Below are 12,370 nucleotides of genomic sequence, written 5' to 3' on the forward strand. Positions count from 1 at the left end.
AATGTATATCGTTGGCAGAAGAAATTATTTAGACCAATTATCAAAAGCTTCATTGATGACTTTATTCTCGATAAAAATCATCTGCTACCACAGAGAATCTTTAAATAATAGTGCGTAAGTCCTATATTAAATAACTCTGCTGTAAATAATTGCGACCTATTTTTAAAATTTGATGTATTGATTAATAAATAAACATTTATTAGACTGCACAACATTAGGCTGTCTTAAGATTTTATCCATTTATTTTTAATTCGAGTATTTGCCAATGAAGTAAGCCCTGTTTTTTTCATCATCAAATCCATTTTTTTGATGTGCGAACACATGGCTAATGACTTCGACTGCATTTTCTCAAATATTGTCTTTTTTATAGAATCAAATTAGTTATTTGTGTTGCGCATCTTTGCTATCGCAAGGTGTATCTATGACTCAAACGGCTTGTATAATTTCCAAATTAAGCTTGGAATTTCCATCCAAAACACTTTTTAAAAACCTGAAATTTAACCTCAATCAACAACAACTTTCGGCATGTATTGGTCGCAATGGTTTAGGAAAATCCTGCATCCTTAAAATCTTACATGCGCAAAATCTGAAAGATTTCCCCTATGAAGGGGAAATTTCATGGAATGTACCACATGCCTATTTATCACAATTTTCTCGACTAGAAGCAGACACGATTGCATCTGCACTCGGTGTGGAAGATTTATGTAGCGCATTTCAACGTATCGAAATAGGCAATGCCAGTTTTGAAGACTTTGAACTGACTGAAAACCAGTGGCACCTTCCTACACTTTGGCCGCAACAACTTAAGCAGGCGTCACTTCCGACAGATTTAAATTTCCCAGTCGCTCAGCTGAGTGAAGGTCAAAAAACCAAATTGGCATTGTGTGCATTATTTTTAAAACCCGACCACTATTTACTTTTGGATGAACCTAGTAACCATTTAGATGCATCCTCACGCTTATGGCTCATCGATCATTTAAAAAACCATCCTGCGGGTGCATTCGTCGTCAGTCATGATCGAGAATTGCTGCAACATGTAGAGCATATCTATGCTTTAAATGAGTTTGGACTCAGTCATGTTACTGGCAACTATGAAGACTACGTTCAACAAAATGATCTGCAAAATAAAGCCTTACAGCGTAATGCTATGCAGCATCAGCGTGAGTTAAAACAACTCAAATCACAGCAACACGAAACACAGCTGAAAGCGCAAAAACGAGAACAACAAGGTCATACACTACGCAAGTCAGGCTCACAAGCTAAAGTGTTACTTGATTTTAAAAAGGAACAAGCTGGTCAAAGCCTCGCAACAGTTCAAACGCAACAGCAGAAGCAATTGGAAGAAAAGAGATCTCAACTGATTCAGTCACAGCAACAACTTGAGCATGTCAAAGAGCAGCAATTCGTTTTTCAACATCACGCTGAAAAAACAGGAGAAATCTTAAGAGTTAAACATTTTCATCGCAAAACATCTCAGCACCAGCCTTTCGACTTGGCCTTACAGGCAGGTGAAAAAATTCATTTAAAAGGAAAAAATGGTATTGGTAAATCTACATTTCTAAAGTATTTGAGTCAGACCACATCACAGTCTAGCCATGAAACGTTTTTGTCTGTGCATACCCTGTATTTAGATCAAAACTTGAGTGATTTATCACCTGAACTGAGTGTTTTGGACAATTTGGCAAAGTTTAATCCTGAGGTTTCGTCAACGGAATGGCGTAATCAACTCGGTCAACTTAGAATCCGTGGTCAAAAAACGGAACTGCCATTTCACTGTTTAAGTGGTGGTGAGCGTTTAAAAGTGACCTTGTTAGGCTTAAATTATTTAACACCGAATATTGAGCTTTTATTGTTAGATGAACCTGAAAACCACTTAGATATAGAGTCTAGAGTGTTATTGGCTCAAGCCATTCAGCATTATACAGGTGCGGTGATCCTCGTTTCACATGATGCATATTTTGTAGAATCTTGTGGTATTCAGAATAGCGTGCAATTAGTTGAATAACTCTTGCTCGCTAGATATATTTAAAAAAGCCAAAGTAGATGAACGCTACTTTGGCGAATTTACTGCTTTAGAAATCGTTCTTATTTAACTGATATTACGCACGTAAAAGTAATTTCGCATTTTTAAAATGCTTTTTCAGTCTATTCTACGGAGTCTTACATCTAGGGTTTAGATAAAGAGATTAGCCTTCGGCTGGAGGTACTCTTACGAAGCACGCTTCTCATTAGGCAAAATGAGAAGCAAAGCTTCGCAAGAAAACCATCTTGCGGTGCAATGCACCTCACCGACAAAACTCGTTCACTACCTTCAAATTATTCAAAGTATCGCAAAAACATTTTTGATGAGAAGTAGTCCTGTCTCAAACAGTTGCGGATGACATTACCGCGTATCGTTCTTTTATTTGAATCAAATTGCGTTTCTGATGTTAATACGTAACTTCAACTTCTAATTTAAGATCTCTTAGGACAATATTGCTAAACAATACTGTTTTTTAACGCCCGATTTTCTTCATGATTTTTTGTTTAACGCGCTGCTGAAGTGATGTTGAGCGTTCCTTGAGCTCGGCACGCCAGTCATTCGGCACTGAGCATTTCGCGAGGCGAACCCAAACGCTGGCAAACTGTTTGATAAAACTTGCTTCATTGTAGTGAATACCATATTCCTCACAGAGTGCTTTAATTTTAGGTGCGGCTTCTGCATAGCGATTCGCAGGCATATCTGGAAATAAATGGTGTTCAATTTGGTGACTTAAATTACCACTGAGTATATGCAACCATTGTGTTCCACTAAAATTACTTGAGCCACGAATTTGACGGAGATACCACTCTGCTCGAGTTTCATTTTCGGTATTGTCCATTTCGAAGTTTTCCGCATCTTCAGTAAAATGGCCATTAAAGATGACAGCGGAAGCCCATAAGCTACGAATCACGTTGGCTACAGCATTTCCTGCAAATACAGGAATCGCATTGGGACCTGCAATAAGCGGGAAAAATACATAATCTTTAATCACTTGGCGCTTAATTTTCTGACGCACATCGGCTGCTTCATGCCATACATCTTTCCAAGTTTTGGTTTTATACGCAATAACATCTTCTAAATGTAAACGTTGGATACCGACATACCACTCAAAGAAAACCATGAGTTGGGCAGCCAGTGGAATATTAAAAAGGAAACGTGGCTCCCACTTTTGCGATTCACTCACACGGATTAAGCCATAACCGACATCATGGTCCATACCGACAATATTGGTATAGGTGTGATGCACATAGTTATGGGTATATTTCCAGTCTTGGCCCGTGGCGATGGTATCCCAATCATAATTAGCACCATTTAAGCTTGGGTCATTTAACCAATCAAACTGACCATGCATCACATTGTGTCCGAGTTCCATGTTCTCTACGATTTTAGAAATACCCAATAAACCCGTACCCAGTAACCACACTGGTGGAATCCAACCTGCAAACATCAACATGCCACGAGATGCGATCTCGCTATAACGGACAAAATTGCGAATTTTATAAATATACGCTGCATCTTTTTCACCTACGTTCTGCATGATTTCACGTCGTATTTGCTCAACTTTTTCGCCAAATTCAGCAGTTTGTTCGGGTGATAAATAACGTGACTTACTATTCGAACTAATATATATCAATTGATTCATGATGATGCCCCTGATTTGTTTTTATGCGGCTTGGGTTAGAGTTGAATACGTACAGGTGAAATTGCCTGAGAGACACATAATTTGATTTGTGTGTTATTCGCATGATCAATTTCGCCAGTGAGTAAGTTTTTCACTGAACCCTGTAATTTGGTACACGAACAGGTATTACAAATACCCATCCGACAGCCATGCGCAGGTTTTAAACCAGCTTTTTCAGCACTTTTCAGTAAATTACCCTCTGCCAAAAAATCTTGCTGGGCTAAACTAAAAGTGACAGGTTGAGCAGGTACTGAATCATCAGCAATCATTTGAAAATATTCGGTGTTTAAATAATCTGAAAGCTTGAACTCACGATACAGTTGCTCAATGCTTTGCATCATTGGCGCTGCACCACAGGCATAGCAATCTCGCTGCTTAAAATCAGGGACCATGTGATTTAGCACCTCTGGTGAGATATGCAATTTGGTTTTCAGCGTATTAATCGCATGTAAATGTGCATGGTTAGATTGCTTCGCTAGTTGAATCAATTCATCCAAATACGCATCATCCCGATTGAAATAAATCAGGTCAACCGTACGCCCAATCTGAATCGCTTGTTTAAACAAAGCCATGATTGAGGTAATACCACTCCCTGAAGCAAGCAGTAAAATTGGTCGATCCGAATTTAGCTTTAGGCCAAACTCACCTTGCGGTTGCGATAATTCAACAACATCACCTGTTTTTAATTGCGTCAGGCAATTGGACACTTTGCCTTGCTGTTTAACTGCAATCACCACATGACCTGATGTATTGATTTCGACGATGCTATAGCTACGTTGATGACGTACACCATCTTTGACCACTGTCACCAGAACACATTGGCCTGGTCGAAAGTTTGCTACTTTAAAGTTGTGATTGGCTAAAAAACTCAGTTCATAAAACCCGATCCCCACACAACGTGATTTAACCAATTGTGCTTTTACACGTTTGTAGGCCCAAATTGCATCAAATTTTTCTGCAATAAAATCAATAAAATCTTCCCGAATCCACTCAGGCTTGTAACTTGTAGTTGTCATTTTTTGCCTCGGATAATGCATTAATATACATTTGTTTTTAAATTATGCTTACCTTAAGTTTAGTGCTAATTTCCCACCATGTGAATTCGGGACAAAATCTATCATTTGGCATTTTTTATCATTTTATGTCTAACAATCTGTCACTTTTTGCAAATCCTAATTTGAAGTTTTGATTTGTTATAACGACATAAAAAAAAACTAGGCCAAAGCCTAGTTTTTAAATAGTGAAAATTAACGCATTAAGATTTAAATGATTAGTCGTTTAATCAATAATATTTAAATCAATGTTTAATCTTCAAAATGTACAACGGAGCGAATTGATTTACCTTCATGCATTAAATCAAAGGCTTCATTGATTTTATCCAGCCCCATAGTATGGGTCACGAATGGTTCAAGTTTGATCTCGCCTGACATGGCTTCTTCTACCATACCCGGTAATTGTGAACGACCTTTAACACCACCGAAAGCAGTGCCTTTCCAAGTACGACCAGTAACCAATTGGAATGGACGGGTTGAAATTTCTTGACCTGCACCTGCCACACCAATAATCACAGATTGCCCCCAACCACGGTGAGCACATTCCAAAGCAGAGCGCATCACATTGGTATTGCCAATACATTCAAATGAATGGTCAACGCCCCAGCCGGTCATTTCTACAATCACTTCTTGAACTGGACGATCATAATCTTTTGGATTAACAAAATCTGTAGCGCCAAATTCTTCAGCCAGTTTGAATTTGTCAGGATTGGTATCTACGGCAATGATACGACCTGCTTTGGCTTTTTTAGCACCTTGTACCACAGCCAAACCAATACCACCTAAACCAAAGACTGCAACTGAGTCACCTTCCTGAACTTTAGCGGTATTTTTAACTGCACCAAGGCCTGTTGTTACGCCGCAACCCAACAAACATACATGTTCGTGGTTCGCTTCAGGGTTAATTTTTGCCAAAGACACTTCTGCAACCACAGTATATTCAGAGAATGTTGAACAGCCCATATAGTGATAAATCGGCTGACCATTATACGAAAAACGTGTTGTACCATCTGGCATTAAACCTTTCCCTTGTGTTGCTCGAACAGATACACAAAGATTCGTTTTACCCGATTTACAGAATAAACATTCACCACATTCTGCAGTATAAAGCGGAATAACATGATCACCCGGTTGCACTGAAGTCACACCTTCACCGACTTCAACCACAACACCTGCACCTTCATGCCCTAAAATAGCTGGAAATACACCTTCAGGATCATCACCTGACAATGTAAATGCATCTGTATGACACACACCTGTATGGCTAATTTTGACTAAAACCTCACCTGCTTTAGGTGGTGCCACATCAATTTCAACAATTTCTAAAGGCTGACCCGGTCCAAAAGCAACGGCTGCACGTGATTTCATGTCTAAAAACATCCTGTATGGCTTATATTAACAGATGAGTTACAGTAACCTCTTTTTAAGCCTAAATACAACCTTAAAACATGATGTTATGATGAATTTTTCAAGGAATGATTAATGCTATTCGAATGATACAATTACGTGAAATAAGTTGTACTGTCGGTTTAACTGTTTCGATCAGCCTATTAACTGGATGCAGCTTACCTAGCAATCAGTCAAAAAAAGATGTCCCTATACAATCGCATGCAGACAAATGGATTACATCTGCTACGGACTTAGAAAAATTACAACAAAAACAAACAGCTTATTTAGCCTTAGATGATGCCTTTTTAAGCATTGCTTCTCGCCTACATTTGATTCGAAATGCAAAATACACCATCGATTTGCAATATTACATTTGGGAAAATGATGCTATTGGGCATCTGATGTTTCAAGAATTACTGCATGCCGCTGACCGGGGGGTAAAGGTAAGGCTATTAATTGATGATCAAAACGGGACGAAACTCGATCCGACCTTACAATCCCTTTCAGCTCATCCCAACATTTCAATCAAACTGTTTAATCCCTATAAATTCAGAAAATTACGTGTCATTGATTATGCATTTCGCTTAAAGCACATTAACCATCGTATGCATAATAAATTAATTATTGCCGATGGTTTTATGGGCGTAACTGGCGGTCGTAACATCAGTAATGAATATTTTGATGCCAGTGAAAGTTTTCAATTTACAGATTTGGACATCCTTTTCTATGGCGAAGCCATTCAACAAGCCAATCAGGCGTTTTTGAACTTTTGGAATGATGATTTAAGTTATTCTGTTCAGCAATGGATTGGTGCAGGTACAAAAGAAGACTTAAATCAATTAAGACAAACGTACCAAGAAAACTCTACAACGTTGACTAAAGATCAACAGCGCATTAACTATGCACAACAACAACTGGCGGCACAGCTTAAACTTAGACCGGTAAATTGGGCCGAAGCACATTTTATTGCGGATAGTCCGAATAAAATACGTGGTGAAGCCAAAGAACAAGAATTGATTTATAACCAATTTTCCACCTTAATGGGACAGCCCAAAGAACGCATGGAATTGGTTTCGGCTTATTTTGTTCCTACGCAACAAGGCACTGACTTTCTGACGGGTCTTGCAGGTAAAAATGTAGAAGTCCGCGTCTTGACCAACTCATTTTTAGCCAATGACGTCGCTGTTGTTCATGCGTTTTATCAAAAATATCGCAAAGACTTACTCGAAAATGGCGTGAAATTATATGAATTTAAACCTTATATAGAGCGATCAAAACGAACGTGGTACGAGGTCATGACCGGAAATATCATCCCTGCGAAAGGCAAAAATGCCTCTAGTTTGCATGCAAAATTTTTCGATATTGACGGCATGGTGTTTATTGGATCATTTAACTTTGATCCACGTTCCGCAAATTTAAATTCGGAAGTTGGACTAGTCGTTAAATCTGATCGATTACAAAACGATATTTCTGCCGCATTAAACCAGTATTTACCGCAAATTGCATATGAATTAAAACTAGATAAAAATGGCGAAATCATTTGGTTAGAGCATCAAAAAAATGGAACAATCAAAACCTATACTCATGAACCAGAAACAACTCGATTCCAACGATTTAGTATAAAAGCAGTGTCATACCTCCCCATTGAATGGATGATGTAATGACAATGTACTGCTAAATGATTGAATTGCCCTCGTCGAGGCTATTTATTGAAATAATCTGATAAGTTCGATCAAGTCAAAAACGGTCTTAGTCAGTCTAGTTCATATGAGTGCTGGCTTTTGAAAACAACCAAGCCATTGATTTCGCCAAGACATTCCACTTGGCCATAATTGGCTGCTTTAAGCGCTGCTAAATGTTCCTCAACTGACTTATACAACTCATGATTTTGCTGAGCATGTGCTGCATATAAATGATCACATACAAAATACACGCCTTGTGTATTTAACAACTTTTTTACAGTCCGATGAAACTCTGCTGCATACGCCTTATGTCTCAATTCATGTAAGGCCTGATGAATAATAATCACATCAAAGGTGCTTTTCTCATTGAAATGAAGAGGTTCTTCCCAATTAGATTGTTTGAAATCCCCTGTTATAAAATTACATTTTAAGCGTTGCGATGCACTTAGTTTTCCTTTTGCCAAGTCATGCATAGCTTCGGAAAAATCAAATGCTGTGTAATCTATATTTGGACAATGATTGATTAAAAACTCAGCCAAATAGCCTGGGCCTGAACCGAGTTCAAGCACGTGCGCATTCGTGTTGAAAGCCAAAATAGAGTCGACATACATTTGAAAGATGTCATAACGCCACGGACGTTTAAGATTGACTTCAGTCAGCAGCCCATTGTTTAGCTTCGATTGGATCTTTTAAGTCTATGGGGCTGTGCACATCATTTATGTGAATATTATTTTCGCAATTCATTTTCTTAGACTTAATTTAGATAGATTGAATGCTATTTATACATAAAATATCTCAATAAAAGCAAAGGTTTTACTCACACTTGATGATGCTTTAACATCCACCTCTTATTTTGTTTTATTTCCTCCTAAAGTTTTCTAATGCAATTTTTTGATTTAAGCCGCCAATTTAATTTAAGTGATATTTTAACGCCTTTTACGACACTTCCTGAACTTGGTCATCAAGAATGGTTTTTGTCGAAAGTTCGGGTTGAGCATGACTGCTTATCTGACAATGACATGATTGAAGGCCAAGCTGTGCTTAAATCTAATCACAATATCCAAATTGAGTTGGAATGGTTAATCCAAGATACAGGTCATGAATTACAGCTTTTATTTAAAGGCATTGAAACTGCAGCTAGCGAAGAAACTTTGGTGATCGTGAAAGGCGCACAAATTTTAAATGATGCAAACAAAAAAGTTTCATCTCAGACACTGAGTTTATGGATCGATGGCACTTTACTACCTATGCTGCCTCATATTCGCAAAGAAATTAAAGCGCGTTTGAACCTTTGGGATTATGTTGAATATGATGGCTAAGGAGTTGATGTTTATCCATAAGATGCCACCTTTTAATCATTGAATGTTTGCCTGTTTAAATAAGAAATTTTATTCAAGGCATTTCATAAATCCGAAAACTTACTTAAAGGAAGCCTATATCTTTAAATAAGCTTTGGTAGGCTTCGGCTTTTTTTTCCAGTGCCAGTGGATAAGCCCTAGATGATGATGGCATGCGGTATAAAGTCAAATCTCTGCCTGCAAATTCGGTACGAACAGCATGCCCAATGTGTGGTTTTTCAGTATTTTCTGGCATCGAGAGCATCAAAGTATCAGTCGCCTTGTCTCCCGTCGTCATAATACTGTGGCAATTCGGCATTTTTTGAAGCAGCTTCGCAATATCGGTTGGCTGATGGAGCTGTAAAAACTTGTCTGATGCATTGCCTTTCAAACGAATCACTTGATAGGCCGTATCAAAAATGCCTATGCCTTTTTGATTTAAAAAATCTCGAATGCGCTGTTCTTTAAAAGTCTTGCTATCTAGATTGAGAAAATGATTTTTATCCTGAAAAAAACATAGGCCAAAGATTTTCCACATGTCATTTTGGAAATTTGGATAGTAAAAATCCATTTTCCAGCGTGTTTTGGGTGGCGGAAAACTCCCTAGCATCAAGAGTTTCCCATTTGATGGCAAAAATGGCGCTAAAGGATGCGTTTCGATTTGCGGACTCGCGTCGGAAATATCTTTGCTCATGTAGATTTAACTTCGCCCAATGATTGAATCATTATTGTCTATGAAAATTCTTCAGTGATATGTTTCGCTATTTTTTCAGCCCATAACTGATAAATTTCTTTACTCGGGTGAAAGCCGTCTTTGGCCATTTTTAATTTTTTTTCACGATACTCGTGTAAATCGTATTGAATTAATCTCATATTCGCTTGAGTATTAACATAATTTTTTAAAAGCGCATTCATCTTTTGCGAATATTGTCCAAACAACCATGACAATGGAAACGGTAAAGCTGGAAACTCATTCATTGGTGGCACACCTGAAATGATCAATAGCTGTGGATGAAACCTTTCCTCGACAGCTTGATATAAACGCTGCTGGAGCTTCAACCATTGGTCTGGCTGTTTTAAAGCTGTGACATCATTGACACCAACAGAGCTGATCACGACATCAAAGTTCTGCTTTGCGACATTATCCAAAGCGTTGATGATTTGCTTGCTGTTATGCCCCGTTGTGGCCTCAAGGCAATAGTGAACTTGATAATCAGGCGATAAAATTTTAAGTAATTGTCCCAATAACGCATCCGACTGATGCTCGACGCCGACACCTGCTGCCGCTGAGTCACCAAGGATCAATACCGATAATGGTCGATTACCCTGAACAATCATTCCACAACGCTCTCCCACCGGTTCTGCTAAACGTGGAGTATTTTTTTTCACACGGTAACCTTGGATCAGTAATGCAGGTAATAGCAGCAGTGTTGATACTTTGAGTAGCATAATATTTAGCAATGATTGAGAGCTTGTCGACTGCATTATTTTAAGTAGTTTAAAAAACAAAGCATTGACTCTATTGTTATTTTTCTACATTTTCTTTTGTTTAAAGCACCATTCTGCAGCATATTGCTAGTTTTTATATTAATAATGATTATCATTTATTGGTTTTCATCCTACCTCTTTTATTATTTCAATGAAAAAACTTTCCCCATTTTTTTTAGCTTGCTCTATTGGCTTTGCTGTTTCTTCTGCTTTTGCCCAAATTCAAAATTCACCCGCTTTAACCGATACAATTGAAAAAAAACATTTTCCCTATGCCACTGCATGTGAAGATGTCAAAGCGCAAAGCCAAATATTACTAAACCTACAACATCAGTTAGGTCAAAATCCAAAACAACATGCTCAAATACTTGAAGATTTTTGGAAGCGTGTAGAGCTTATGGGTACACCAATCATTGAAAACTATGATGAAAAACATGACCGTATAATTTTTTTATGGAAAGGTGCGCAGCATAATGTTCGTCTTATTGGTGGTCCAAGTAATGACCATGAATGGTTGACGCACCTGCCAAATACCGATATTTGGTTTAAAGAATCAATTATTGATCATCGTTACATTGGCAGTTATAGCTTTGCTGTCGATTTACCGAACTTAGAAGGTTATCTGTCAAATTATTGTCCGCATCTGAATCCAAAACTTAAAGAATCAAGAACGCAGCGTCGTGCTGTGATACAAGTGCAACGCATCGATCCTTTCAACAAAAACACTTATCTCGCAAGTGATGACACATCAGGCTTGCGTAATGAAAATTTTGCGGCGCTTAAAGATGCCCCGCCTTTTATTGATCCAAAACAATATCTAAATGTTAAACAGCCCAAATTACAAGAGTTTGCTCTAGAGAGCAAAATTTTGAATAACTCACGTAAAATCCAAATTTACCAATCTAAAGCTAAGAAAAATCAAAGCTATATCACCGCTATATTTTTTGATGGTCAGCAATATAACGAGTTGCTGAATGTTCCAAAGGCATTAGATATATTAGTTGAGCAAGGTCAGTTACCGGCAATTCAAGCCATTTTTGTTTCTCCACCGAACGATCAGGAACGACCGAAAGAATTAACACCAAATACTAAATTTTCAGCATTTTTTAGTGATGAACTGATGCCTTGGATTCAAAAAAATGCACCTGCAAAAGTCGATTCGAAGAAAACGGTACTACTTGGGTCAAGTCTTGGCGGTTTAAGTTCAGCTTATTTAGCCTTAGAAAATCCAAATCAAATTAGTCATGTCGTACCGTTATCTGGATCATTTTGGTGGCAAAATGCGCCGACAGACCTCCCTAATGGCATGAGTAAAATCATTCGGGATAAAAACTCACAACCTAAACAGCATTGGTTTATTACTGCCAATAGTTATGAGAGTTCACGCAATAATAATGAACTGAGTATTTTAGAGACTTCGCCTATTGTTGCAGCCGACTTAAAAAGCAAAGGTCATGATGTACATTACAAATCATATATAGGCGGACATTCCTACGCGGTATGGCAAGTTGCCTTGCAAGATGCACTCAAACATTTTTTTGCGCAAAAGTAGTTTATAAACGTTTAGATCATAAAAAAGCCCTGCAAATGCAGTAATGCCAGTCAGTTAAGAGATTGACTGGCTTTTTCTTGGGTATTTTTGAGGTTTTCCTTTTACAACCCTTGGATAACTCCTCACTCTTCTCTCAGGTATAACATACCGATTAGATTTCTCCATT

10 protein-coding genes and 1 pseudogene are annotated in these 12,370 nt (G+C 38.1%); 5 read left to right on the forward strand and 6 right to left on the reverse strand.

What is annotated here, in order from left to right; translation table 11 throughout:
* Positions 1 to 108 (forward strand): annotated as a pseudogene (locus tag FTT98_RS16230) (IS701 family transposase); the annotation flags it as partial.
* Positions 109 to 421: 313 nt separating this feature from the next.
* Positions 422 to 2,005 carry an ATP-binding cassette domain-containing protein gene (locus FTT98_RS16235; RefSeq protein WP_180177569.1) on the forward strand — a complete coding sequence of 528 codons (1,584 nt, stop codon included), beginning with the start codon at positions 422 to 424 and terminating at the stop codon, positions 2,003 to 2,005.
* 490 nt (positions 2,006 to 2,495) lie between these two features.
* On the opposite strand, the gene FTT98_RS16240 is transcribed toward FTT98_RS16235, so the two are convergent.
* From FTT98_RS16240 to FTT98_RS16250, 3 genes are all read right to left on the reverse strand, one after another.
* Positions 2,496 to 3,665 carry an acyl-CoA desaturase gene (locus FTT98_RS16240; protein ID WP_180177570.1) on the reverse strand — a complete coding sequence of 390 codons (1,170 nt, stop codon included), beginning with the start codon at positions 3,663 to 3,665 and terminating at the stop codon, positions 2,496 to 2,498.
* Between the two features lie 35 nt (positions 3,666 to 3,700).
* The gene (locus FTT98_RS16245; RefSeq protein ID WP_180177571.1) at positions 3,701 to 4,720 is read right to left on the reverse strand and encodes a flavin reductase family protein; all 1,020 of its coding nucleotides are present in this window, start codon (positions 4,718 to 4,720) and stop codon (positions 3,701 to 3,703) included.
* 288 nt (positions 4,721 to 5,008) lie between these two features.
* Positions 5,009 to 6,124 (reverse strand): S-(hydroxymethyl)glutathione dehydrogenase/class III alcohol dehydrogenase, encoded by a 1,116-nt coding sequence (locus FTT98_RS16250; RefSeq protein ID WP_078193885.1) that lies wholly within the window; start codon positions 6,122 to 6,124, stop codon positions 5,009 to 5,011.
* A 125-nt stretch (positions 6,125 to 6,249) separates the two neighbouring features.
* Here FTT98_RS16250 and FTT98_RS16255 point away from each other — a divergent pair, with 125 nt between their 5' ends.
* Positions 6,250 to 7,806: a phospholipase D family protein gene (locus FTT98_RS16255; protein ID WP_180177572.1), complete on the forward strand. Its 1,557-nt coding sequence runs from the start codon at positions 6,250 to 6,252 to the stop codon at positions 7,804 to 7,806.
* A 92-nt stretch (positions 7,807 to 7,898) separates the two neighbouring features.
* On the opposite strand, the gene FTT98_RS16260 is transcribed toward FTT98_RS16255, so the two are convergent.
* Positions 7,899 to 8,438, reverse strand: coding sequence for a class I SAM-dependent methyltransferase (locus FTT98_RS16260; protein ID WP_306718144.1), 540 nt, complete (start codon positions 8,436 to 8,438; stop codon positions 7,899 to 7,901).
* 270 nt (positions 8,439 to 8,708) lie between these two features.
* On the opposite strand from FTT98_RS16260, the gene FTT98_RS16265 reads away from it, so the two are divergent.
* The gene (locus tag FTT98_RS16265) at positions 8,709 to 9,146 is read left to right on the forward strand and encodes a hypothetical protein (protein WP_180177573.1); all 438 of its coding nucleotides are present in this window, start codon (positions 8,709 to 8,711) and stop codon (positions 9,144 to 9,146) included.
* A gap of 103 nt (positions 9,147 to 9,249) precedes the next feature.
* Here the strand turns inward: FTT98_RS16265 and FTT98_RS16270 are convergent, their stop codons facing one another.
* A complete protein-coding gene (locus FTT98_RS16270; RefSeq protein ID WP_180177574.1) occupies positions 9,250 to 9,858 on the reverse strand; it encodes a uracil-DNA glycosylase family protein in 609 nt (202 codons plus the stop codon).
* Positions 9,859 to 9,896: 38 nt separating this feature from the next.
* Complete coding sequence (locus FTT98_RS16275; RefSeq protein WP_180177575.1) at positions 9,897 to 10,613, reverse strand: SGNH/GDSL hydrolase family protein; 717 nt, start codon at positions 10,611 to 10,613, stop codon at positions 9,897 to 9,899.
* 190 nt (positions 10,614 to 10,803) lie between these two features.
* On the opposite strand from FTT98_RS16275, the gene FTT98_RS16280 reads away from it, so the two are divergent.
* Positions 10,804 to 12,204 (forward strand): alpha/beta hydrolase-fold protein, encoded by a 1,401-nt coding sequence (locus FTT98_RS16280; RefSeq protein ID WP_180177576.1) that lies wholly within the window; start codon positions 10,804 to 10,806, stop codon positions 12,202 to 12,204.
* Positions 12,205 to 12,370: the final 166 nt, after the last annotated feature.

It is taken from the genome of Acinetobacter sp. YH12039 (genome assembly GCF_013420015.1).
Taxonomy (GTDB): Bacteria; Pseudomonadota; Gammaproteobacteria; order Pseudomonadales; family Moraxellaceae; genus Acinetobacter; species Acinetobacter amyesii.

Excerpts from the sequence above, each read along its gene's own strand:
- FTT98_RS16280 (WP_180177576.1), top strand. The coding sequence starts at position 10,804 with ATGAAAAAACTTTCCCCATTTTTTTTAGCTTGCTCTATTGGCTTTGCT.
- FTT98_RS16260 (WP_306718144.1), bottom strand. The coding sequence starts at position 8,438 with ATGTATGTCGACTCTATTTTGGCTTTCAACACGAATGCGCACGTGCTT.
- FTT98_RS16250 (WP_078193885.1), bottom strand. The coding sequence starts at position 6,124 with ATGAAATCACGTGCAGCCGTTGCTTTTGGACCGGGTCAGCCTTTAGAA.
- FTT98_RS16235 (WP_180177569.1), top strand. The coding sequence starts at position 422 with ATGACTCAAACGGCTTGTATAATTTCCAAATTAAGCTTGGAATTTCCA.
- FTT98_RS16275 (WP_180177575.1), bottom strand. The coding sequence starts at position 10,613 with ATGCTACTCAAAGTATCAACACTGCTGCTATTACCTGCATTACTGATC.
- FTT98_RS16255 (WP_180177572.1), top strand. The coding sequence starts at position 6,250 with ATGATACAATTACGTGAAATAAGTTGTACTGTCGGTTTAACTGTTTCG.
- FTT98_RS16240 (WP_180177570.1), bottom strand. The coding sequence starts at position 3,665 with ATGAATCAATTGATATATATTAGTTCGAATAGTAAGTCACGTTATTTA.
- FTT98_RS16245 (WP_180177571.1), bottom strand. The coding sequence starts at position 4,720 with ATGACAACTACAAGTTACAAGCCTGAGTGGATTCGGGAAGATTTTATT.
- FTT98_RS16265 (WP_180177573.1), top strand. The coding sequence starts at position 8,709 with ATGCAATTTTTTGATTTAAGCCGCCAATTTAATTTAAGTGATATTTTA.
- FTT98_RS16270 (WP_180177574.1), bottom strand. The coding sequence starts at position 9,858 with ATGAGCAAAGATATTTCCGACGCGAGTCCGCAAATCGAAACGCATCCT.